The following is a 24,599-nucleotide window of genomic DNA, read 5'->3' on the forward strand; positions in this document are numbered from 1 at the left end:
TTACTTACTGGTAACATCAATCCAATTATTGAACGTGACTCATTAGACTCAAAAATAGAGAAAAGCGGCTAACAAAATTGTCGCCGCTTGGTATTATAAAAAAGTTTAATTTTCTATAAGAAAGTCCTTTCTCATTGGGACAAATATATCTAATATTTCCCCGCTCTCTAAACATTCACATTGATGTTTTTCATTAGATGGAATATAAATAACATACACATTGCTTGAACATTACGATAGCGAATTAATTGGTACCATTTCATTGGTTGGATATTATCGATGCCTTCTTTTTTAACTTGCCCTTCTCGAATAATAGAGCCACCAGCAATAACAGTCGACGACTTTTTTAAGGTCGTTTCATAATTTTGATTGAGCGAGTTTTTTGGCTATATCCTAGCGTATTGTGCGAACCGCCCATCTCTGTATGGTATTTGCCAGTATAATTATCGCCTTCGTAAAAACGGACAATCCAGCCGTCAGGGATAGTATAAGAGGCTATTTTATCTGAGAAATGGTGACGGGAAAGATACGGAATATCGTCAAATACTTCAATATAATCGCCCTTTTGCCACGATTTAGCGTAAACAATTAGGCTTTCTTCAATATATTGATCACCAAACGATAATTTACTGGTGCTGCATTTCGCATCTTGAGCTTTACAGAAAATACTGCCTTGCCCTTGCCCTAATTCACAGCGTCGAGAGGTTTTGTGTCGCGCTGTTTGCTCAGACATTGCAGCTTCTGCATAGAAGTTAGAAAAAGGAGATAAAGCGCAAACATGTACAACAACAGAATCATTACGGGATGGTTTCCCATGATAATTAGATTTTGCGACAGTAAAACTACTGAATAACAATAATAATAACGCAATCTTTTTCATTTTTGAGGTCTTTTAATGATTTGAATAGCGTAAAATTACAATTACTTAATGCAAATCACTAGCGGAACACTCTGATTAAAAATTAGCGATACCCTCTTTTATGATTTTGAGAAGACCAACTGTAACTTGCATCGCTGGGAACTAACTTATCTTTTTTCTTTTCTGCCCGTAATTTTTTCGCTTGCTTTTCGACTTCTTGAGATATTTCGGTAATGATTTGTTTCCTTACTTTGCTCTGCTCGGAATTTGTTAATTCACGGCCAAGTTTTTTCCTTTCTTGAGCGAGCCTTGTACGCACTTGGATTTTTTGAGTTTCGGTCATTTCTTGAATCGTTAACATCTTCATTGTATTACCCCTTACTCATATTAAAATACCTAACAACAATATATCATTATTAGGCAATAAAACACTAACCATTGTTTTAAGCCTAACATTAATGCCAAGCAATAGGATTAAGAGTATAGTAACCTCATTGCAACTTTAAAGAATCTCGCTGTTATTATGGAATTAACCTCGTCTTCGCAAAATATTCGCCAAATCTTAACTACTGACACACCACTCATCGATGTCAGAGCTCCTATCGAATTTCAACAAGGGTCGATGCCTAATGCGATTAACCTTCCTTTGATGAATGATGATGAACGCGCTGCCGTTGGTACATGCTATAAACAACAAGGTTCTGCTAAAGCCGTTGAATTAGGCCACCAACTTGTCAGTGGTGATATTAAAATCGCGCGGATCACCGAGTGGAAAGAAGCCTGCCAACAAAATACCCATGGTTATATTTGCTGTGCACGTGGTGGAATGCGCTCCCATATCGTGCAATTTTGGCTAAAAGAGGTGGGAATTGAATACCCTCTTATTAACGGTGGATATAAAGCTTTACGACAAACCGCAATTGATGCCATCAATGAACTGGTCCAGCGCCCTATCATTTTAGTGGGCGGCTGTACCGGTAATGGTAAAACCACTTTAGTCCATCAACTCGCGAACGGAATTGATTTAGAAGGTCTCGCACACCACCGTGGCTCTTCTTTTGGCCGTACATTACAACAACAACACTCCCAAGCCACGTTTGAAAATTACTTAGCGGTCGCTTTATTGAAGAAAGCCCAATACTGTCAACATTGGGTACTGGAAGATGAGGGACGTGCCATTGGTGCAAATAGCCTACCTCTTGAACTACGCACACAAATGGAAAAAGCGCCAATCGCTATTATTGAAGACCCCTTTGAGCTACGTCTTGAGCGTTTAAAATATGAATATTTTGATCGTATGACGCAAGATTTTTTAGCAACTTTTGGTTTTGAGCGAGGCTGGCAGGAATATAGTGACTATCTGCACCATGGCCTATTAGCCATTCGCAAACGTTTAGGCTCACAGCGGACAATCGAATTAACCCATTTACTTGATCTTGCTTTAGCAGACCAAAAAACAACCGGTGATACCCAAACACATTTTTCGTGGTTAATTCCATTGTTGAATGAATACTATGACCCAATGTATTGCTATCAATTAAGTAAAAAGCAGCATCGCATCATTTTCCGTGGTAATTATAAAGAAGTTGAACATTGGCTAACTGATCAACAATGATGCATTTTCTTTCACCACAAATAGCCTCATCGTATGGAGTCTGAGGCTATTTTATATCGTAATGGCTTGAACATGATCATAAAACCTAGAATGGTGATTTTTTTACTACCAGCTCGCTAACCCCTTGGTAAATCAACCTTGTAGCCAATCCTCCAAGAATTAGCCCGACGCCTTTGCCGACAACTTTATGAACGCGTGAATAAGTTCTACGCACAGAGGTTAAAGAGAATGTTTGGCATAAAATTATCCGCCAAATTAGTGATGCAACAACAATTCCCATCCAAATAACTAACTTAGTCCATAATGGTGTTGATGGGGAAATAGTCGTTGAAAAAATACTCATAAAAAATAAAACGGTTTGTGGGTTTGATAAATCAGAAATCAAACCCCGCCTAAAGTAGACACCTGATGGAAAACTTTCCATGGTATTTTCGGTGGACAGATTGAGTTGTGTTTTGTTATTGAAAACACTCACTGCGTAATAAAGTAAATATAAACCACCCAGAATCTTAATGAGTGAGAATAATGAGCCGAACTCCGCCATTAATGTGACCAAACCAAATAGACCGAGACCTGAATAAATGGCATTGCCTAATACCACGCCATAACCACAGGTTAACCCCGCTTTTTTACCTGAGCTTAATGTGGTTTGCACAACAATAAACAAATTTGCCCCAGGATTAAAAAAGGTCAGTATAAATAAGAAGAGCGTGATGATAATGCTGTGTAATGGATCCATTATTTTTCTTCAAAAATTTAAGGTTAACCATTATAGTCACGGCATAGAGAGTAATTCTGTTTTACTATGCACATTTTCTGAGCTTAAATCAGAAAATGTGCTGGCTTATGATGACGCTAATGATTTTTTACGTTGCAACAACCATTTATCTAATTCATTAGCAAATTGCTGCCTGTCTTTCTGGTTTAAACTTGCAGGTCCACCCGTTTGGATGCCACTGGCTCTCATGGTATCCATAAAATCACGAATATTAAGGCGCTCACGAATGGTAGCTTCGCTATAGCGTTCTCCTCGAGGGTTTAATGCATTTGCGCCCTTTTCTATAACCTCTGCGGCCAATGGGATATCTGCGGTGATCACTAAATCATCTTTTTGGGCTCGCAACACAATTTCATTATCAGCTACATCAAACCCTGCAGGTACCTGTAAGGTTTTTAAAAAAGGTGACGGAGGTACCGTTAAACGCTGGTTTGCAACAAATGTTATTTGCACTTTTTCTCTATCTGCTGCACGGTATAAAACCTCTTTAATTACTTTTGGACATGCATCCGCATCTACCCAAATTATCATTATGATTTCCCAAATAGTGATTATATATAATGAGATATGATACCAGACAACAAAATCACAGGCTTAAGAAAATACATTTTACAATTTCATCACCATTTCATGCCACGTCATTCCACCATGATCGGATTCTGACGGTTTAACATATTGGTAGCCAAAGTGCTTATACAGGTCAATATGGCGTTCTTTGCACATAAGATGAATTGTTTCTTTATTCTTGTCCTTCATGGAATTAATAAATGTTTTCATCAGTAAGGACGAATAACCTTTACCTTGATATTTGGGATGCACGACCACTGACATAATAACGACATTCGGTGCTTTTGGGTCATGTCCAATGAGTTCTTTAAATTCCTCATCAGACATTACAACCTCCCATGCACAACCCGCATTAATAAAACCAACCACTTCTCCAGCTAATTCCATACATAAAAAACCGTCTGGATATTGTTGGATACGCGTGGCTATTTTTTCTCTTGTTGCCGCTTCATCCCCTTCATAGGATTCGACTTCAATCGCATAACAGGAGTCAACATCACCGAGTGTGGCCGCTCGAAATACTGGAGAGTGCATTAGGTTACCTCATTAAATAATTTTTTATGATTTTATCACTACATGGTTTATTTTTTCGTTGTTTTTAATGGCCATTTTCGCATTTAACTGCTACTTTTTGTTGGGTTTTATCGCGTAAGTAACTCAACCATGTTGAAATTAAAACTAAAACACCGCCAGAGATAGCAACGGCGTAACCTGCGTAAGGGCCGTAGGTATCCACCATTTTACCCGTTAACATTGCACCAATTGCAACACCGATATTTAACCCAGCAAGTAACCAGGTCATTCCTTCTGTTAATTTATTTTGCGGAACAATTTTCTCAACTAATGTCATTGCAATGATCATCGTCGGTGCAAAGAACACCCCTGAAATAAACACCACCACAGATAATGAATAAACCCCTACGACCCACCACATTGGTACAATAGAAAGAAACGTCATTAAGCCGCTGAGGAAGAGTAAGCGTGGCAAAGGTGTGTTAAAGGTTAACCCTCCAAATACGATCCCCATTGCACATGAACCGACTGCATAGGCCGATAACACTAAACTGGCCATCGCCGGTTGCTGTTGTAATTGAGCCAAAGTGACACTCAAGATATCCACACTGCCAACAATCACACCTAAAGCAATCATCAACACAATCAATAACTGCAATCCAACCATTGAAATAATTGATTTATTCGGCATTACAAGATGATCAGATACAACTACTTTAGGTTCAGTGCTGCGTTGTGAAATAAACAATGCCATCCCCACAGCGAGTAGAATCGCTGCAACCAGTAAACCCGCTTGAGGAAATAAAGCAACACTGATCCCGACAGATAACGGTGGGCCAACAATAAAAGTCGCATCATCAAATACGGTTTCTAATGAATACGCCATTTGTAATACGGGCTGATCTTTATACTGTGCTGTCCACCTTGCCCTTACCATGGCAGACATACTTGGCATTGCTCCCGTTAACAGTGCCCCGATAAATAAGCCGATATCGGGTAATGATAACCACGTAGTTATGATGATAATAAAAACACCGAGTACACTGACAACAGTTACCACCGGCAAGACGCGAAATTGACCAAATTTATCCACTAAGCGGGAGACTTGCGGAGATAGCAACGCATAAGTTAATACAAAGGTGGCAGAAACAAGCCCTGCCAAGGTATAGCTCCCTTTCAATTGTGCTAACAGGGTAATGATCCCGATCCCCATCATTGGTAACGCTAAACGTGCCAATAACCCTGCTATCACAAAGTGCTGGTTTTCTTTTGCCTGAAATAACTGCTGATAGCGACCTATCATATGAACTCCAAAATGAAATTTAATTATACATACGATACGTATGTATAATTATGATATAATCATACACATTGAATGTAAATAATTATACGCCATGTATGTAAGAGGTTTTTAATGGCAAGAAGAACACAAGCGCAAATGGCGGAAACACGTGCAAATTTGCTAACTACAGCACGAGAGCACTTTAGCCGACTTGGCTATGCAGAAACTTCAATGGATGAAATTGCAGCAAGCGTTAATCTCACACGCGGTGCCCTTTACCACCACTTTGGCGACAAACAAGGCTTATTTACTGCCGTTGTTGAGCAAATCGACTCACAAATGAACGCACGGTTACAAGGAATTACTCGCCATACTGAAGACTTATGGAACAGTTTCTGTCAACGCTGTCATGCTTACTTAGAAATGGCATTAGAGCCCGAATACCAACAAATTATTTTGCGTGACGCGAAAGCTGTATTAGGCGATTTTTTAGCTAAATCAAACTTACAGTGTACTGAACAGATTGAACGCTTACTTTATGAGCTTGCCAAAAAAGGCATTATTAAAGATATTGATACCCATGCATTGGCTTTTTTAATTAATGGCGGTCTCGCAGAAGCAGCATATTGGATTTCACAAAGTGATAGTCAACAGCGATTAAAGAAAAGTATCGCTGCCATCGATATTATGCTATCAGGGTTATTACTTGCGAAAGACTAATTTTGCGTGGCCTTTCGCTGGCGCTGATATTTTATCAGTGCAAACAATATACTTGCTGTAAAAAAAACAGGAACTAGCAGTGTTAGTTCTAAATATACAAAGCGATTGAAACTAAGCACATCCCCTTTCATGGCTAATTTATAGGCAAATGGTAAGGAAATACACCCTGAAACAATGGCAATCTTGAGTAATGCCATTAATTTTTTCGCATACTCTTGCTGCTGAATTGCAGATTGCCGACGGTAGTACTGCGTGTATTTTATCAACAAGTACAACGCTCCCAATAAAGAGCCAAGGTGTTGCAGTAATTTATAAATAGCAATTTCTTGGCTATCCGTCATGTTAAATACGACAAGCTGCAAAAATTCAGCGTGCCGAACAAAAGCCCCTGACTGATGAGTAAAAGCATCCCAGATAATATGGCTTGCAGCACCGATATAAAAGGAAATCACGACAATACAGAATTGTCGAAATGATCCTACACTCCTGTTTTCTATGGGAAATGGCACTGCATAGTGGAGAAAAAAAACACTTTTTTGTACAAAAATAGTGATGAGTAAACACAATGGTAAGCCAGTATATAACCAGCCTATCAAGTCATGAGCCGTAGTGGCTGCCGAGTACCACATCATTGAATAAAATAGATCTGGGCTTAGGCTACCTAAAATTAAGGCAGGTAAGCTTAAAAAATGCCCAAATCGACTTTGTTTTATCGGAAAAACGACTGCAGGATGGGAAAAAGTCCAAGGCATGGTAAATTGCTCATTAACGTCATCAATAAGCCACTATCATGATAAATAAAACCCAATAAATATAGGCGAAATATCGGAAATATTTACTGGGATGATAATTACCTAAAGTAAAGCTTGGAAAGTCTGCTTTAATTTGTCTACATCTTGCTGAGTTGTTGACCACGAGGTACAAAAACGAATACACGTGGTTTCCGGTGTCGGCTTACAAATTAAGCTTAACTGATAGTGTGTTAATAATTTATTCGCCAGTGCATTTGGGAAAATAACGAAAACTTGGTTTGACTCTACGGGCGCAAGAAATTGGAATCCCTTTTCAGCAAAAAATGAAGCGAGTTGTGATGCCATCTCATTAAGATGACTTCCCAATTTAAAATACAAATCATCATTAAACAGTGGTTCGAACTGGGCGGCGAGCAGCCAACCTTTTGCTTGTAGCCCACCTTTTTGCTTAATACTAAAACGGAAATCTGATTGCAATGCAGGGTTTACAAGCACCAAAATCTCCCCAGTTAATGCACCTATTTTCGTTCCACCGATGTAAAAAATATCGGTCAACTTCGCGATATCTTCAATGGTTAAATCACTATATTTCGACATTAAACCAGAAGACAAGCGAGCACCATCCATAAATAACAGTAAGTTATGAGCGTCACAAACCTCGCGTAGCGCAACTAACTCTTGTTTACGGTAAACAGTGCCAATTTCGGTTGAATTACTGATATAAACAAGCTTAGGCTGGACAGTATGTTCATCATTATGTTCAGACAGCACCTTGATGATATGCTCTGGTGCGAGTTTTCCTGATGGTGAGTCAACAGTAATAACTTTATGTCCTGTCGCTTCAATTGCCCCCGTTTCATGAACGGCGATATGCCCACTATCTACGGTGATAACCGCTTGGTGAGGTCGTAAAACGTGGGAAATCGTTGTCAGATTAGTAATTGTACCGCCATTAAAGAAATGAATATCAGCACTAGGTTGGCCAATTCTCAATCTAATTTGAGCTGCAACCCTGCTACAAACCTCATCAGAGCCATAACCTTTGAAACGTTTCCCTGATAAATCATTTAAAGTCTGCATAACTGCAGGGTGAGCTATTTCATTATAATCATTTAAAAAGCTATACATTCACTTACCTACCAATACCTAGTTATATTAATTTATAACCATCATTTATAGGTGCATCTAATTTATTATTCAATGATATTTTTTCTATATAAATACTAAATTTAACGATTAGTATTATTTAATCTACTGAGATGAAATATTAAGTCATTCATGGTCTATTTAATTGATAAATTGGAATATTGTAAAAGGCGAATTTAAGGTTGAGAACGCCTAAACGTCAAGTTATAGCGGTAAGGCCCTAACAACGGGTGTACACCTGATTTAATACGACGTACTCCATGATAATTTAACCGTGACCGACCGCCCCATACCAAGACATCCCCATGTTCTAAATAAACAGCGATTTTAGGCGCATCACGGGTTGCCCCACCAAAATCAAATATTGTGGGTAGCCCTAAAGAAAAAGAAACAATTGGATGAGTGAAATCGGCTTCGTCTTTGTCTTGGTGCAATGACATTGCAGCGCCAACTGCATACCGGTTAATTAAGCAAGCATCAGGGATAAAATGTTCGAAGCCAGCGGTACTCGCTGCTGAAGTTGCCAATTGAACAAACGAAATAGGCATAGGTTGCCACGGCTGGTTCGTGACAGGGTCACGCTGACTGTAACGATAACCCTTTTTATCTGTCACCCAACCCCAGTCGCCGCAGTTAGTCATTGCTGCCGACATTTGATAACCATTGGGTGTTGCCATATGCCTTAATGGATTAGCAGTAATAACGTTGCTTAATGACTGCAATAATGCATCACTTTGCCCCAGTAAAAAACCTTTGAGTAAAAAAGCCTCTGGTGCAATTTGTACGATATTATCTTCATCAGGAAATAACATATTAGTCACTAGTCACTTTTTTATAATCCAAGTGAATACTCTAATGGATATTAACACAGGAAAAAAGGTTGCTTAGCACAACAAATAAGCAACCATCAAAATACCTTTAACGTTGATAAGCTAAAGTGACTTTTCTTGTTTCCGCTCGTTGGCTCGCCCACACACTGAGTAAAATGACAACCATACCAATAAATTGCAAGGTGCTAAGTTGTTGATTGAGATAAAACCACCCTAAAACCACCGCACTCACAGGGCTTAAGAAACCCAGTGACGCAACTGAACTTGGGCCTAATATTGCAAGCCCACGGAACCATAAAGCGTAAGTCAATGCTCCACCAATAAGCGTTAGATACCCCAACCCGATTAAATTTAATGAACTTAACGGTGGCAAAGCCGGCTCAAACACAATGGCAAATGGTAATAAAACTAAGCCTCCCGCAGTTAATTGCCATGAAGTAAAGGTTAAAGCGCTCACTGGTGGCTGCCAGCGGCGACTCAAAACCGTCCCTGCGGCCATTGAAAATGCGCCTGCTAACCCTGCAACAATGCCTAGAGGGTCTAAGGCGGCATTCGGTGTTAAAAGTAATATTGCTACCCCGAATACTCCCGCTATTGATGCGATAATGGATACCGCTGATAACCGATTATTTAACAACCAGCGGCTTAGAAATAGTACAATTAATGGCTGTACGGCGCCAACCGTTGCCGCTACACCACCAGGTAAGCGATACGCAGCAATAAACAGTAACCACCAAAATAAAGAAAAATTTAAAACACCTAATATCACCACACGTAACCACCAAATACCCTCGGGAAGTTTTCTTAGCACGAGTATCAATAGTAACCCAGCTGGTAAAGCGCGCAATACCGCCAATGTTAATGGTATCCCTGCGGGTAACATTTCTGTTGTCACTAAGTATGTGCTCCCCCATACAATCGGTGCCAATGCTGTCAATCCTAAAACTGTTATACGGCCCATATTTCTATTCTCTTAATTTATCTTGACATCAAGATATGTGCATTTTACCTTGACGTCAAGATAAATAACCGCCATTATTTACCTATGGATAGAATAGATAAAATCACTCAACAGTGGGAAAGAGAACGCCCTGATCTCGATATTAGCCCTATGGGATTAATTGGCCGGTTGGGTAATGTCGCGTACCACTTAACTCGAGAAATGGAAAAGGTCTTCGCTCAGTTTGGTCTTAACCGTTCAAGTTTTGATGTGCTTGCAACTTTGCGCCGTGCAGGAGCCCCCTATACGCTAAGCCCAGGAGAAATGCTCTCAACGTTGATGGTTACATCGGGGACAATGACTAACCGAATAGACCAATTAGAAAAAGCGGGGTTAGTCAGCCGCCATACCAACCCGGATGATGGCCGTGGTTTTTTGGTTTCATTAACAACTGAAGGCTTAACGCTAATCAACCAACTTATTGAAGTACATACACAAAACCAAGCTCGCCTCGTTGCTAAATTGTCACCACAAGAGCAACAAGCATTGAATCAGTTATTGCGAACATTCTTAGCGTCATTTGAGCCTAATGAAAAATAACACGCTGTGTTGAGAATAATACAAGGGGGAAATATCTCCCCCTCGTATTATTCATTGAATTGAAAAGGCAATGGCATTTGTAACCTTTCAAAACGGTCACATAAATAGACTAACCGTAATATTACTTGGGGTTGTAAGTCACTGGAAGTAATCAATGGTTTAAACTGATTAGCCAACCAAAGAGCCCCTAAATCCTCAAGCGTTCTAATGACATACGCGATTTCATTTTGTTGAGTTTGGGATAAACATTGCCTTCCTGTACACGCTTGCGTTTCTAGTACTGAAAGTATCGGCCGAACAAGTTGGCTAGCTAACGTTAATTCAGGCACAAAAGTTTGGCTTTTTTGCTGTTTTTTCGCCATATATTCGATAATTTTATTAAAAAAACCGGAACGTTGCTTCTTACGTGGTGAACTTTCAAAGTCTAAGTAAAACAACTCAATACCGTGTTCCTTTTTTAACCATAGCGTTTTAGGTACTAACTGAATCGCCTCTTGCGAATGATTTACCTGCACCGTAACAGCACAGATTGGCCATTGCTGTTTTGTAATAAAACGTAATTCTTCAATTTTATGGTCATCACTCCCTTGCCAATTTAACCGTAAAAATGCTCGATTTTTGTGTGTGTCAGTCACCGCCCATAAGACACATTGTTCCGTTTCATCCCAATAAAGCGGCTCATAGTCATCAATATGCAATAAAACGGGGGAAAACCTGTTGTCTTGTGTGAGTGTTGGCAACTCATTCGCTGCTAACTGCCAATCGGTATAACCAAATTCAGTTTTAATGTTAAGGTAATCATTGGTTGTTATCCCATTTTCTTGACTGCTAACGGCATAGCTTTCGCCACTGACTGATAATTTCCCCTCCTCTGATAACCGTGGTGAATGCAATTTAAAGGGAGTTTTCATCAAACTCTCGGCGGTATGTTTCCATAACGCCAGTGTTTGCCAAACATTTTGTCGATTAAACGTTGGGTCAAGGCTATTACTACGACCTTGCGTGCATTGAATGATTTTTTTATTTTGTCGATCCCAAAAACTCAATGTAGCACCAATCGCACCACTTTCGGTTTTCCACCAATTTGCATCGATAGGCAATAAATCAAATTCTATGGGTTGATCGCTATACTGCCGCCTTTGCAACCCTTTGAGTTCAATAAGCTGATGTTCATTTGCTACTGATAATTGATGCAAATAAGCTGATATTTCAGCTATCAACCGTAAAACTTGCCCTTCATCCATTGTAAAGTGCTTATCAGCTAACCGCCTGACTTGCTGGCTAAGGCGTCTCATATAATTGGCTAAGCGAGGCAACCCTTCCGCACGCGCTGACATATTCAGTAATTGTAACTGGCTAGCACTGCTTTGGCTAATATGCGATAGCCCTTGTCGTAACATATCCTGAATGAATTGTTCGATTGAACTCATCACTATTTTATCATCTTGGCTAAGCGCCTGTTGATGAGTTTGACTTGCGGTTAATTCCTCTGGCCAATGCCACTCTTGGCCATGCTGAAGCATTAATTTTGCAATAATAGCAAGATGAACCGCATTTTTTTGTTTTTCGGGTAGTGATGAAATCATGCCCTGCAAACCACTACCACGCATATAAATAATTGGCTCATCATATTCTGGTAGAATGATTTTTAACTGGTTCGATTGCGCTTCATAAACTAATTCTTTTTCTTGCCACTCCTGTATAAATCTAAACGCTAAACGCATATCAGGCTTAGAAGCTTGCTTGATTAGGCTTTCTGGTAACAATGCTAATAACTCACTTAGCACCGTTTCACTGGCTATCGGTTTCGCTGAATCAATTTCTGTGGTTGCATTCGATTGTACCCACAAAACGGCCGCTAAAATGTGTTTACAACACCCCGTTGCTGGGCAATCACAAGTAGCTTTTTGGATCCCTTGCGCATCTAAAGAAACACGTTGCCCATCACTCGTGAATGTTCCAGCGTCTAAGTCTGTTGGGTTAACCTTTTGGTTTTCAACGTCTTTACGTGCACGTCGAAGTAACCCCACATTCGCAAATACGGCTAATGCATCGTCGTCATACTGTAAGTAACTGTTTTGCCAACTCATTGCATGACCTCTGCTAACCATTGTGCAAAATGTTCCGGTGTTAATGCAGCAACATGCATCCCTCTATCTGCGAGTTTTTGGGCAATGTCTGGATCATAAACGGGCAGTGCCTCATCATCCAACGCCGCTAGACCCAATAACTTCACTTGTTGGCTATGTAGGCGTTGTGTGCAATTGAGTAAATGATTCAGTGCGCCACCCTCTTCAAAATCACTGATTAAGCTAATCACGGTACGTTTTGGGTTGCGGATTAAACTTTCGCAATATTGCATAGCTTTAGCGATATCCGTTCCGCCCCCCAATTGCACAGTCATTAACACTTCAACAGGATCATGAGCAAGATGGCTTAAATCAACCACTTGAGTATCAAAAATCACTAAAGATACACGTACTGTCGGTAATGCCGCTAATATACTCGCGCATACAGCCGCATACATAATAGAGCTCGCCATTGAGCCACTCTGGTCCACACACAGGATCACATCCCACGGTAAGTGTTGTTGTTGACGAGAATTAAAATGAGGCGTTTTTATCACTAACCGTTGATTTTGTTTATCATAATTCTTTAAGTTGGCAGCAATAGTTCCTCGCCAATCAAAATTACGGCTGTTTGGGACCAGTGAGCGTCGAAAACGATTACGCCGCCCTGTTAATGCATGACGAAATTGGTTACGCATTTGACTCAAAATATCATCCACCACTTTGCGTATAATATTTTTGACAGCATCACGGGTTTCTTCGTTCATCTTCCCGCGTAGGCTTAACAACGCTTTTGCGAGAGATTTTGTTGGCTCCATGGCATTTAGCGCTTGTGGGTCCTTTAATAAGCTACTGATCTCATAACGTTCTAATGCTTGGGATTGCATTCGCTCAAAGGTACTATTGGGGAACAATTTACGCGCTTGGTTTAACCAATTAACCGCCGTTAATTGAGAAGCATCTAAGGAACCATGGCGCCCAGCTTCTTGCTTTAAACCTCGGCGTTGGTATTCCCGACGATATAAAAAGTCCAAAGAGCGTTCTATTTTTAACTCTTCAGCACTAAAGACGGCCTGACCAAGTGCATTATCGGCATATTGCCCAAGTATTAAACGCCAGCGCTTAGCCAATTTAAGCTGTTCAGGGGTTAATATGACATTTTTCTGACTCATTATTTGCCTTCCTGAGTGCTAATAAGCCAATTTTGCAACCCCAGTTCAAGCAGCTGGCCTTGTAACTGTTGTTCGAGTTGAATCACTTGCATCATTTGTTGTTCATTAAATTCTGTTTGGTGCAATGTGAGCTCTTTTGCCTCAATCGCTAAGTCTTGTGCCACATATTGTGCCATTTGTGCATTTTGTTTAGGTGTTAGCTGGCTAAACGCAAACCGTAAATCAGGTAAAACCTGAATAAAACGCCCTTCATCCCATTCACTAAGTAACTGATTTAACATATCAATGAGTAATGGTATGCGTAAGACTAACTCGGGTGCAGTTCGCATCACACCAATAAAATAGCCAATTGCCATTTCGGGATCACTACCAGTGCTGAACGCGCGTTTAATTTCCTCTATCAAGATGGTTTCATCAATTTTCGCCCCAAGGTAACGCAAAGCATCAACGGCACCTTTTAAAAGCGGCGCATGGTTTAACTGCCCTTCACAGCGGTCTAATTCATGATAAAAATCGATGCTATAATCATGATTTTTATTAATTTCAGGCATAAAAGTGATTAATTCACGGCAAGCAAGTAATGCTGAAAAATGGTGTTCCTGCTGCTGTTCATCCCCTTGTGTAATTTGTGCAAAACAATAAAACGCTTGTTGCAACAGGGCATCTAAACGTGCTTCGATAGCAAAACCATCTTCAATATCAAAGAATTGGCGCCCTCGCCACAGATGAACAAGCTTATGACCACAAACTATCAAGGATTCAAACTTTGCATCCTGTTGAATATAGCCATCCAACAATGAAAATAATGCAGGCATCCGTTGATGCAGCCCAATTAATGCAGCTTGCATAAGTAGTGCGACCGCACTTTGGCTTGAACGACTAACGCCTTGCTGTTCTAGGTTTTTTTCCATTTCAAACAAACGGTTTAGCGCGATAGTTTTTAATTGTGTTCCTTGTTCCGATAAGGCAATCAATTCCCCTTCAACATTGGGCGTCCACGCGTATTGCCATTCTTCAAACAATAAATCCATTTGGTTACCAGACAAAAAGTTTGGCCCAGATAGATGCTTAGCAAAATGGATATCAAGAAATGCTAATAAATGCAGGAATCGGCTACGCGCACGATGTTGTTGATTACGATAGACATCTAAGCGACTCACCTTACTTAAGGTGTCATCAAGCTTGAAACGAAAACTTTTTGCTATTTCATAAGTTTCAGTGACCAACGGAGGCGTTGCTGTCCCTTTGGGGATTTTCCCGAGTAAAAAGCCAGAGAAACAGGTTTTTATTTCCTGCCAAAGCTCAATTTGGCTTTCATCTAAGCTACCTTTGATAAAAACACTTTGTAACCCATCTAACAGATCATATCGCCCAGGGCCTGCATGCCCACGAAAGGCGGCAAGACGAATGCTTTGCTCTGCGGCCAGTTTAACCGATAAAAAACCAGGAGCAGCTTCAAATTGCTTTTCACGTAAAACATTCGCAACTTTAGAAAGATAGGCAACACCTAGACGATTTCGATAAGCTTGCGTAGGCTGGTTATCTCCTGCTATCTGCGCTTGGCGTTGTTGTAACAATGACAACCATGATTGTTGGTAAAATGCGGGGGACGGCATTCCTGATGCATAGCCATTTAATGCATCGAGTTTGTCATAGCTATAGCGAATGAACCAAGCCTTGTCTTGTTCACCCAGTTTTTGCTGTTGGATAAACGTTTTTTGTTGTGCCGCAGAAAGCTTAAATTGTTGTTTGTGAGCCACTTCCAACCCTTCAAGAAGAGCAAGGGTATGGAAGCCCCCCGTTACCACCACAATTTTAGCCTGTGGATGTTGGGCTTTAATGGTTTGGATATGCGCTTGCATATATTGCTCACGCTGTATAGAACCTTCTGACTCAAGGACTTGGGGTTCATAATCAAGTCGTGCCAATGCACACCATATAAAGCTGTCCATAAAAAATGCAGGCCAATCTGCCAGTTGTTCAATCGTTCTTAATTCAAAAATTTGTTCCCATAATTCATCATGGTCACGGCAACCACTTTTCTTCGCAAGCTGGCTAATAAATAAGCTATGTGCTAAGTAACGCTCTTTCTGCAAACTTTGAGATTGCATATCATTAGCTTCGTCTTCATTAACTTGCGCTGTCCATGGTAAGTCAATAAAACGTAGCTGGGCTTGGTATTGCTGACCTATTTGTAAAGCCTGCCATTCTGGGGAATACTCACAGAATGGGAAATAGGCAGAACGAGTGACAGTGTCACTTTTATCATCTGTCTGTGTCGGTTTTAATTCTGTTTGCGCCATAATGGCGACGGGGGGCTGGGTATCATGATGTAATAAGCTCGTCAGTAGCTCATTAAAACTATCGGGTCCCTCGATTAAAACATAGTCAGGTTTGATTTGTTCAATCAAAGACAACGTGCTGTATGCACATGCGGGACTATGATGCCGAATAGGTGCAAAGTAGATACCGGCTGATTCAAATTGTTGCCTGTCGTGTAATGCATTTTCAATGCGTTCTGGTAAAGGTATAGATAGCAAGCTCACCGCTGATTTCCCTAAGGGTTATTCGCCTTGAATGGCCTTTGCTGATTTAATCATCGTGACAATAAGTGGGTAGAACCATAGCGGCTCTACCCTTGCTATGGAAACTTATTGCCAAAATGCCCTCGATGCATCAAAAAAAGCTTTCCAGTCTTGGCTATGTTTTGCCCTTTCTCTCGCGACATTATCAATGTAATAACGCATCCGTTTAATATCATCAGGGTTATCTTTTAAAACCACACCGATGAGCTGCCGTGCAACTGCTCCTGCATTGAGCGTACCATCGCCTAAGTAATGAGCTTCAAGCGCACATGCATAAGCAATATTAACGGCCTCGGCTGTCGACATAACCGCGTCTGGCGTTTTAATATTGCCCCCATCTTTAGTATTTCCTGAGCGCAATTCTTGAAATGTCGTAACCAACAGTTCGATCACGTTGCTTGGGATCGTCACTTGGCCGTTCAGGTCAGCTAACTCTGTGGCTAATTGCTTATTAATCAGTTCAATTTCAAATGCAGGGTCTTGGATTGGCCGCACGGTTTCAAAATTAAATCGGCGTTTTAGTGCTGATGACATCTCATGAACACCGCGATCACGCAAGTTTGCTGTACCAATTAAATTAAAGCCTTGTTTCGCGCTGATCCGTGCATTGTCTTTCATTTCAGGGATCATCATTTGCTTTTCTGACATCAAGCTCACCAGCACATCTTGTATTTCAGGGGGGCAGCGTGTGATCTCTTCAAAACGCACAATTTTACCTTCTTGCATACCTTGGTATAACGGCGAACTCACCAGAGCCTTTTCCGTCGGGCCTTCCGCCAATAGCAATGCATAATTCCATGAGTACTTAATGTGATCTTCTGTTGTGCCCGCGGTTCCTTGAATGGTTAAACCTGAATCACCACTAATTGCAGCAGCTAATAATTCAGATAACATGGATTTTGCCGTCCCGGGTTCCCCTACTAGCATTAGTCCTTGCTTACCTAATAACGTCACAATTGCACGGTCAACCAAAGCATCATCACCGAAAAACTTTGCAGAAATATTGAGTGATTCATCACCTAAAATAAATTGCCTAACGGCACGAGGTGAACGCAGCCACCCTTGTGGTTTCGGGTTTTGTTTATCCGCTTCGGTTAAACGTGCCAATTCATCGGCAAAACGAATTTCTGCGCTTTCACGCAGAACATTCCCTTGTGTTGTTTTATTTTTAGTCATTCCAAAATCCTACGTTAAACCCGCTTACCAAGGTGTTTTCTTTTCCCACTCAGGGTCAAAACCTGCACACGCATCCGCAACTTTTAAATAATCCGCATAGCTTTCAGCTAATAAAATAGGCGGGATATCTTTTAACTCGATATAGCTGCGGTTCCATGAGCTTTGTTGTGATTTTTCAAAGCTTAGTGAAAATAAGACGGCTGGGATATTTTCCTCTGGCACATAGCTACCACTAAACTCGATATAGACATAAAAACCTAAACTAGCGAAATGTTTTGCATAATGGGTAAAGCTTCCACCATCTTCCGCTTGCCCACGTTGGTAACCCATTTTCGTCAAGACGCCACGCAAGGTATAGGTGTCGGTTAACCAGCCTTTACGGTCTTCAATTTCGGTTAATTTCAGATCCAGTTCAGGAATTTTATGTTCCATCTGCGAAAATAAAAATTTCACTTTGTAATCTTTAAAATGCGCTATCCACGCTTTCCGTTCATCTTCACTGACCAATGCCGCATGGGCTAATTTGACATAAGAATCAGTGGATAACGTGATTTCATCGTCATCTAAATTTAATAAACTGCCATCGTCTGATGGACGAAATACATTTAGAATGTTGCTGTCTTTCGTTTCTATCCAAACTAATTTTTCGATAAGTCCACGCATCACTGGGTGCGCTTGAATATATTCCTGCCAATCTGCTGTTGTCCAAAGGCGCTCTGAGCACATCGCTTCGTACAAACGTGCAGTTTGTAGTTCAATCACTTGCTTGAGCTCTTTTTTACTCGCAGTAAATAGTTTTTTAGATTCTTTAGCTAATTCTTCATTGTCTGTTTTGCGTGCAGCAGGTAATGTTTTGATTTCTTTACCTTCAGGATTAAACAAGACGAGTTTTTGCTGAGTATCCAGTCTCGCAGTAAACGTACGGTCACCATATTCAAGTGCCAAGATACCTGTTTCATCCATTCCGGCTGTCGGTATCGTTCTATCTGCAAGTTCATCTGCGCTCCAACCATTACGTTCAGCAATTTGAGCAACAAGCCCGCGTGCTTTTTCCTGAACTGACGCGGTACGATAACGACGAGAAAGAGACAATAATAGTTGGATAATCAGTGGGTCATTACTCGTTGCAACCGCATCAATCATGGCTTCAATTTGTGCACGGCGCTGGTAGTGATCACGCATATAGTTACGCAATGTGGTCACGGCAAGGTGCCCTTCAATACCACAGATCAGGGCTAACATTCCTTTATCACTAATAGCGGAACCTAAATAACGGCGCAGAACTTCATTTTTTATCTCATTAAATGTCTGTTCTAAAGTATAGTTTTCATACTGACTATAATATTCAGGCCAGCGTTTCACCCAATCTTGATAATTAGCTAAGCGTTTTGGCGCATCACGTTCTGCTTCCGCCATTGCCATTTCTAATGACGGCCCAGCAATATCTTGGCCGATAAAGCTATTTAAAATAAAACTGCCTAGTTTCTTTTGGCTCTCCACCGAAAGCAAACCAATATAACGTTGTAGCAGCCCATTCCCTGCTGGCATTTTTAATTTAACCGCTAGGATCACCCACCAGCGAATAATATCTGCTTCTACGGGTTTATTATTTTGCCAAGTTAATGCCGGCAAAGAATCTAGGTTAAACCATGCCATGCTGGCAGGCGCTTTCGCTTTTAGCCCTTTTTGCGCTTCAGCTAATAACACTTTAGGTGCAAGGTAACCAGAAATATCTTCCCCAAATTGTTCCAAAGCGGTTAATAAGGCCGCCCGCACAACTTCCCGTTTTTCTTTCTTTAATAAGGCGTAGAGTGGTTTTAATGAATCTGGATTATTCAAGCGTGCCAGCCATTCAATGGCAGTGACACGAATTTCTTGTTTGCCTGAGTCTAACCCTTCTGCCGCATTAAGATGAATATTCGGTAATGTCTCTAGTAGTTTCTGCGCACTCAGACGATGGGTTTTATTTTCCCCTAGGGCCAACTCCATAATACGTGGAATAAATCGCGCAGGAATGGTCGGCAACATTGCAAGCACATCAATTCCACTCGCCGCATCATATTCTTGGTAATAGCGCTGAGTTTCTTGTTGAGGGATTAAACCCAATGCTTCTGCAATAAAATCTGGATTTTGAATGAAAAACGGCCAAACTTGTGCTGGCTGGTTAAAGATGGCTAACCCATTGGCATATGAGCGTAAGCAAAGGTCTGCAATCAACCGTGTTGCGTTTTTAAAATGACATTGTATTAACGTTTTTTCTAATTGGCGCAATTCTATTTGCCCAAGAATTCTTGGTGGAACTTCCCGAGTAAGATGATAATGGGATAAATGCTCTTCATTTGTTCGGTTATGGCTAATCAGACGTAATGCATGGAATAACGTAAACTCAGGTAAGTTAGTAATACGTTCTTTAAATTTCACCACGCTATATTCATGATCAGTAATAATTTCTTTACCTGAATTCAGTTTATCAATCACTTTGCAACAAGCTTGCGCATTGAGCTTTTGGAATTCTTTGTAATGGCGTTGCGCCCAATTGTAACTGTGCTTCTGTTTCTTATTTTCTTCAATTTCATTTTCTGCATTTTCTTTTGCTTTTTGCAGCATTTCATTGAAATTATTAACTAAAATTTCTTTTGCACTTTCAGGCAGTGGTGTATCTTCTAATTCAACGAGTTCAGGTAACTCAGTCTCTTCAACTTGGCTGGCAGTATCCATGACTGAGAATCTCGAAATCGCACTTTCAATACTTTTAAGTACCGTTTTATTGGTTTCAGTTGTTAGTGCAGCTTCTAATATCTCACGGTGTTCCCCTATACGGGCAAATAAATCCGCGGCTTGGGTACGCTGTTTTGGTGTTCCCTCTGTTAGAATTTTTGTTAAATGTTGTGTGACCGATTGCGCAGGTAAAATTGCCATTGTCGGTTCCGCAGCCGCACGTACTGTTTTTAAAGAACTAGTAGCAAAAGCAACTAATATATCTGCGAAAAGCGTATAAAGCTCAACATCTTTCTTCAAAGTGTTGATTAATTGAATTTGCCCAGCAGCGGATAAATGATTGGCTAACGTATGCTTAATAAATGCTTGCTCTGCGATTAAATACGCTTTGAAACCTGGAATGGAAAATAGCCGATTTAAGTTATCATAATGATAATCGGATAAATGATGGCGGTCGAAAATAATATATAAAATAGTGTTAGCTGGTTTATCTGTCTCTTGTGCGATGATTTGCGCTAATAGGTCAAAATGCCAATGTTTTCGATGTTCTAACTTAGTATCTCGCGAATTATCATAGGTTTTTGCAAAAGCATCGCCCATTAAATAACTCACCCATGACGGTAATTCAGGTGTTAATACTTTGATATTGATATCTTGGCATGCCGCCGCTAACACTTTAGCAAAACGGGCTATCTGTGATGCAGTAATGCCATCACCCACTTTTGAATATAATTTATGCCTTGCGTTTGCCCCTTGGCGAATTAATTTATTATATTGGCTCGAGTTAAAGTTATTTCCCCCCCACCACCAATCTACGGTGCCAGGTTTATCGAGTAAAATAACCGCTTTTTCGTTATCCAATTGGCTTAGTTGAACCAATACTTCTGGCGATTTTCCATCTAGCACATACTCTAAAACAGTTTTAGGCAATGCTTCATCTAATACTGACAAAGGCAAAAGCGCTTCTTGTAAATATTGTTCTGCAACAGGTGATTCTTTTTTCCCAAAAATTGAAAGAAGATTAAATGTGAACTTCGCCATGTGATATCCCTAAAAGTATTTATATAACAACTTCTTATCATTTTAATGATATCGTCACAATTTGATTATTCTTAATCATTTTTAATTAAGATATATCGCTCAATCTGCCTTGCCAATTTAAATTCTGCCTATAGGAATATCGCAGTAGATTTACTCTTGATAATTAACTTTTACCCAGTAAATAATTTAATTAACTGTCTTATATCTCTATTTTTCTTTTTATTATGTTGATGGCAATTCTGATAACAGTTTGTTGTTATTTACATCAAATTTATTTCGCGAAGAAAAGCATTGACTAAACACATAATCTAATATTAGACTAAAAATCCAATCAGGGTATTTTATGCATAATGAGGTAAATATGAGTCAACGGATTGAGTGTGTGAATGCACCGACACTCATTGCCCCCAAAGGGCATTATTCACACTGTGTTACTGCAAACGGTTTGGTTTTTATCTCAGGACAATTACCGGTTGATGAGCTCGGGAATGCGGTGATTGACGTGTCATTCCAAAAGCAAGCCTCGCTTGTGCTTGATAATTTACAAGCATGTTTAGATGCCGTTAACTGTAGTAAAGCACAGTTGGTTCAAGTCCGAGTTTATATCGCAGACATGAAAAACTGGCCATTATTCAACCAAATTTATGCTAGTTGGATGGGTGACCATCGCCCAGCTCGTGCTGTCGCAGGTGTTGCTGAACTGCATTTTGGTGCAGCCTTAGAAATTGAAGCCGTTGCTGTGTCTGCTTAATTACTTATTATTCATTGGGGTTATATCATGTCAGAATTAATATTACCGACTTTTCAAGATGTGGAAGCAGCTGCACGACGCATTGCGGGTTTTGCGCATAAAACCCCTGTTCTTACCTCAACCACCGCAAATAAAGAATTTGGGGCCGAACTGTTTTTTAAATGCGAAAACTTCCAGCGTATGGGGGCTTTTAAATTTCGTGGAGCCTTTAATGCGTTGAGTTTGTTGAGTCCCGAGCAGAAAAAAGCAGGCGTTATTGCATTTTCTTCTGGTAACCATGCGCAAGGTATTGCTTTAGCGGCGCAACTTCTACACATTCCGGCCACCATTCTGATGCCCAATGATGCACCTGCCGTGAAAGTAGCAGCTACGCAAGGTTACGGGGCCACCGTTATCCGTTTTGATCGTTATAAAGAAGATAGAGAAGTACTTTGCCAGCAACTCGCAGCCCAACAGGGGTTAACCATTATTCCACCGTATGATCACCCTGATATCATAGCTGGCCAAGGCACAGCAGCCAAAGAATTGATTGAAGAAGTAGGTGAATTAGATGCCCTATTCGTTTGCTTAGGTGGAGGAGGCTTACTCTCAGGGTGTGCCATTGCAACCAGACAATTATCGCCTAATTGCCTAATTTATGGGGTTGAACCTTTAGCAGGCAATGATGCACAACAATCATTTCGTCGAGGGGAAATTGTACATATAGACACGCCAAAAACTATCGCAGACGGTGCCCAAACCCAACATCTAGGTAACTACACTTTTGCAGTTATCAAAAATAAGGTTGATGATATTTTCACTGTAACCGATGAACAGCTAATTGACCGCATGAAATTTTATGCAGAGCGCATGAAAATTATCGTTGAGCCGACAGGTTGCTTGTCCTATGCTGCTGCCCTTGCCCACAAAGAACAGTTCCAAGGTAAGCGCGTGGGGATCATTGTCAGCGGTGGAAATGTTGATATTCAGCACTTTGCACAATTAGTTTCATAAGTAGTTAACTAGTTTTATAAAGAATTTAACTAGTTTTATAAAGAATTAGTTTCATAATGATCACCACCCTTCATCTATTAGCAATACGAAAAATAGGTTAAAATTAGGGATTAACGCTTGATAGATGAAGGGAAATTGCATGTCAGATCAAAAAAATAATTCATTACTGGCTCAAGTTGAAATTATTGCAAAAGGTCTTAGTGAAACATTCGCCCCTTTTTGTGAGGTTGTTGTACACGACCTTAAAAATCCAGAGCACTCAATCCTGTCGATTCATAATAACTTATCTGGTCGCCAAGTTGGTGAGCCGACTACCGAACTCGGCCATGCAAGAATTGAATCTGCAGATTTTCCGAACATCATAGCCAATTATACCAACCAATTTTCCGATGGGCGCCCAGTAAAAAGTACTTCGATTGGTATTAAAGATGAGTCAGGGAAATATATCGCAGCATTGTGCTTAAATCTGGATATGACGTTATTTAGAAGTATGCAAAGTATGTTATCGCAATTTATTGATGTGGGAAATAGCCCAATAAAAGAGCATATTGAGCCTAATGGGACCGAAGCGATTCGCATACGTATTGACCAATATGCAGCAGCCTTAGCAGCAACCCCACGCACATTGAAAGCGGACGAAAGAAAAAACTTAATTGAAGTGCTACGCAATGAAGGCCTGTTAGATGTAAAAAAATCCATGGAAACGGTGGCACAGCACTTAGGGATATCAAGGGCTTCAGTTTATTTGTATGCCAAAAAAGAAAGTTAACTATTTGCCTTTCTTAATATCTGTTTAATACTGATAGGGAAAAAATCATTCACATCTACGCCGACATTAATGGCTCGGGGCCCTAATACCGCTAAACGCTTAAACTGCTCAGGGTCTTTACCTGAATTATGAACATGTCCATATAAATGAATCGCATCACGGAAGAAGCCTTGCCATTCTAATATTGGATAATGGAATAACACTAATTTCTGTTTTTGATATTCCAACTCATAATAGCTTTTAACCCATTCAAACAACGATTGGTCGAATTCAGGGTCGTCTAAAAATTTATCATGATTGCCGCGGATCAAATATTTTTTCCCCGCTAAACGGCGTAATATTTTATTGGCATCCGCACCACCACCCTTGTATAAAAAATCACCTAGTATGTAAATCTCATCATGATCAGTAACATACGCATTCCAGTTATGAATTAATGTATCATTCATGTGACTGGTGCTTTTAAACGGGCGATCACATAGGTTAATAATGTTCGAATGGCAAAAATGGGTATCTGAAATAAAGTAAATCATATAAAACCTAAAAATATATTAATAATTATTCTACTCAAGCAAACGATTTGCTTGCTAGCTATCATATCTCAATGATTTTTAATTGCTTTACAGAATTGACTGAAAAACAGACTTATATTGCATTGCCATGGTATATTTCAATTATATCATAGGTAATCATTGCCAATTTTTATGGCTCGCAATTACAACG

General features: G+C 40.3%; 22 protein-coding genes. 6 read left to right on the plus strand and 16 right to left on the minus strand.

Translation table 11 applies throughout. The features are described 5' to 3' along the window. Window positions 1-346 precede the first annotated feature (346 nt). Both P3L40_RS11205 and P3L40_RS11210 read right to left on the minus strand, forming a co-directional pair. A complete protein-coding gene (locus tag P3L40_RS11205; protein WP_094960555.1) occupies window positions 347-880 on the minus strand; it encodes a beta/gamma crystallin-related protein in 534 nt (177 codons plus the stop codon). 82 nt (window positions 881-962) lie between these two features. Beyond that, window positions 963-1,226 carry a DUF3811 domain-containing protein gene (locus P3L40_RS11210; protein WP_102138563.1) on the minus strand — a complete coding sequence of 88 codons (264 nt, stop codon included), beginning with the start codon at window positions 1,224-1,226 and terminating at the stop codon, window positions 963-965. Window positions 1,227-1,382: 156 nt separating this feature from the next. On the opposite strand from P3L40_RS11210, the gene mnmH reads away from it, so the two are divergent. Next, a complete protein-coding gene (gene mnmH / locus P3L40_RS11215) occupies window positions 1,383-2,474 on the plus strand; it encodes a tRNA 2-selenouridine(34) synthase MnmH (RefSeq protein WP_136135387.1) in 1,092 nt (363 codons plus the stop codon). A gap of 85 nt (window positions 2,475-2,559) precedes the next feature. Here the strand turns inward: mnmH and P3L40_RS11220 are convergent, their stop codons facing one another. From P3L40_RS11220 to P3L40_RS11235, 4 genes are all read right to left on the minus strand, one after another. Then, window positions 2,560-3,213, minus strand: coding sequence for a LysE family transporter (locus P3L40_RS11220; RefSeq protein ID WP_094960558.1), 654 nt, complete (start codon window positions 3,211-3,213; stop codon window positions 2,560-2,562). 105 nt (window positions 3,214-3,318) lie between these two features. Beyond that, window positions 3,319-3,783 carry a YaiI/YqxD family protein gene (locus P3L40_RS11225; protein WP_004254330.1) on the minus strand — a complete coding sequence of 155 codons (465 nt, stop codon included), beginning with the start codon at window positions 3,781-3,783 and terminating at the stop codon, window positions 3,319-3,321. Between the two features lie 78 nt (window positions 3,784-3,861). Then, window positions 3,862-4,353 (minus strand): GNAT family N-acetyltransferase, encoded by a 492-nt coding sequence (locus P3L40_RS11230; RefSeq protein ID WP_136135386.1) that lies wholly within the window; start codon window positions 4,351-4,353, stop codon window positions 3,862-3,864. A gap of 64 nt (window positions 4,354-4,417) precedes the next feature. After that, a complete protein-coding gene (locus P3L40_RS11235) occupies window positions 4,418-5,635 on the minus strand; it encodes an MFS transporter (RefSeq protein ID WP_136135385.1) in 1,218 nt (405 codons plus the stop codon). A 111-nt stretch (window positions 5,636-5,746) separates the two neighbouring features. Here P3L40_RS11235 and P3L40_RS11240 point away from each other — a divergent pair, with 111 nt between their 5' ends. After that, window positions 5,747-6,334 (plus strand): TetR/AcrR family transcriptional regulator, encoded by a 588-nt coding sequence (locus P3L40_RS11240; RefSeq protein ID WP_136135384.1) that lies wholly within the window; start codon window positions 5,747-5,749, stop codon window positions 6,332-6,334. Here the strand turns inward: P3L40_RS11240 and P3L40_RS11245 are convergent. The 4 genes from P3L40_RS11245 to P3L40_RS11260 all read right to left on the minus strand — a co-directional run bounded on the left by P3L40_RS11245 (window position 6,331) and on the right by P3L40_RS11260 (window position 10,023). Beyond that, on the minus strand, window positions 6,331-7,086 hold the full coding sequence (locus P3L40_RS11245; protein WP_136135383.1) for a DUF4184 family protein: 756 nt from the start codon (window positions 7,084-7,086) through the stop codon (window positions 6,331-6,333). The genes P3L40_RS11240 and P3L40_RS11245 overlap by 4 nt on opposite strands. A 102-nt stretch (window positions 7,087-7,188) precedes the next feature. After that, the gene (locus P3L40_RS11250; RefSeq protein ID WP_136135382.1) at window positions 7,189-8,214 is read right to left on the minus strand and encodes a threonine aldolase family protein; all 1,026 of its coding nucleotides are present in this window, start codon (window positions 8,212-8,214) and stop codon (window positions 7,189-7,191) included. 194 nt (window positions 8,215-8,408) lie between these two features. Then, on the minus strand, window positions 8,409-9,044 hold the full coding sequence (gene alkB / locus P3L40_RS11255) for a DNA oxidative demethylase AlkB (protein ID WP_080544462.1): 636 nt from the start codon (window positions 9,042-9,044) through the stop codon (window positions 8,409-8,411). Window positions 9,045-9,150: 106 nt separating this feature from the next. After that, the gene (locus P3L40_RS11260) at window positions 9,151-10,023 is read right to left on the minus strand and encodes an EamA family transporter (RefSeq protein ID WP_136135381.1); all 873 of its coding nucleotides are present in this window, start codon (window positions 10,021-10,023) and stop codon (window positions 9,151-9,153) included. Between the two features lie 84 nt (window positions 10,024-10,107). Here P3L40_RS11260 and P3L40_RS11265 point away from each other — a divergent pair, with 84 nt between their 5' ends. Further along, complete coding sequence (locus tag P3L40_RS11265; RefSeq protein ID WP_110591724.1) at window positions 10,108-10,602, plus strand: MarR family winged helix-turn-helix transcriptional regulator; 495 nt, start codon at window positions 10,108-10,110, stop codon at window positions 10,600-10,602. A gap of 47 nt (window positions 10,603-10,649) precedes the next feature. Here the strand turns inward: P3L40_RS11265 and P3L40_RS11270 are convergent, their stop codons facing one another. From P3L40_RS11270 to P3L40_RS11290, 5 genes are all read right to left on the minus strand, one after another. Next, complete coding sequence (locus P3L40_RS11270; RefSeq protein WP_136135380.1) at window positions 10,650-12,692, minus strand: SWIM zinc finger domain-containing protein; 2,043 nt, start codon at window positions 12,690-12,692, stop codon at window positions 10,650-10,652. Continuing rightward, the gene (locus tag P3L40_RS11275; protein ID WP_112307108.1) at window positions 12,689-13,843 is read right to left on the minus strand and encodes a VWA domain-containing protein; all 1,155 of its coding nucleotides are present in this window, start codon (window positions 13,841-13,843) and stop codon (window positions 12,689-12,691) included. Before P3L40_RS11275 ends, P3L40_RS11270 begins: the two co-directional genes overlap by 4 nt. After that, on the minus strand, window positions 13,843-16,389 hold the full coding sequence (locus P3L40_RS11280; RefSeq protein ID WP_210852512.1) for a DUF5682 family protein: 2,547 nt from the start codon (window positions 16,387-16,389) through the stop codon (window positions 13,843-13,845). The genes P3L40_RS11275 and P3L40_RS11280 overlap by 1 nt, the downstream gene beginning before the upstream one ends. A 105-nt stretch (window positions 16,390-16,494) precedes the next feature. Then, window positions 16,495-17,604 carry an ATP-binding protein gene (locus P3L40_RS11285; RefSeq protein ID WP_112307106.1) on the minus strand — a complete coding sequence of 370 codons (1,110 nt, stop codon included), beginning with the start codon at window positions 17,602-17,604 and terminating at the stop codon, window positions 16,495-16,497. A gap of 24 nt (window positions 17,605-17,628) precedes the next feature. Continuing rightward, window positions 17,629-21,363 carry a DUF4132 domain-containing protein gene (locus P3L40_RS11290; protein WP_210852510.1) on the minus strand — a complete coding sequence of 1,245 codons (3,735 nt, stop codon included), beginning with the start codon at window positions 21,361-21,363 and terminating at the stop codon, window positions 17,629-17,631. 361 nt (window positions 21,364-21,724) lie between these two features. Here P3L40_RS11290 and P3L40_RS11295 point away from each other — a divergent pair, with 361 nt between their 5' ends. The 3 genes from P3L40_RS11295 (at window position 21,725) to P3L40_RS11305 (ending at window position 23,876) form a co-directional block, all read left to right on the plus strand. Then, on the plus strand, window positions 21,725-22,114 hold the full coding sequence (locus tag P3L40_RS11295) for a RidA family protein (protein ID WP_210852508.1): 390 nt from the start codon (window positions 21,725-21,727) through the stop codon (window positions 22,112-22,114). 27 nt (window positions 22,115-22,141) lie between these two features. Then, window positions 22,142-23,107, plus strand: a complete 966-nt coding sequence (locus P3L40_RS11300) for a threo-3-hydroxy-L-aspartate ammonia-lyase (RefSeq protein WP_180311957.1) — start codon at window positions 22,142-22,144, stop codon at window positions 23,105-23,107. Window positions 23,108-23,246: 139 nt separating this feature from the next. Continuing rightward, window positions 23,247-23,876, plus strand: a complete 630-nt coding sequence (locus tag P3L40_RS11305; RefSeq protein WP_036957733.1) for a transcriptional regulator — start codon at window positions 23,247-23,249, stop codon at window positions 23,874-23,876. Here the strand turns inward: P3L40_RS11305 and P3L40_RS11310 are convergent. Continuing rightward, window positions 23,873-24,409 carry a metallophosphoesterase family protein gene (locus P3L40_RS11310; RefSeq protein WP_136135374.1) on the minus strand — a complete coding sequence of 179 codons (537 nt, stop codon included), beginning with the start codon at window positions 24,407-24,409 and terminating at the stop codon, window positions 23,873-23,875. The two genes, P3L40_RS11305 and P3L40_RS11310, sit on opposite strands and share 4 nt — an antisense overlap. Window positions 24,410-24,599: the final 190 nt, after the last annotated feature.

The sequence above is a fragment of the Providencia sp. PROV040 genome (assembly GCF_032706145.1).
GTDB lineage: Bacteria > Pseudomonadota > Gammaproteobacteria > Enterobacterales > Enterobacteriaceae > Providencia > Providencia hangzhouensis.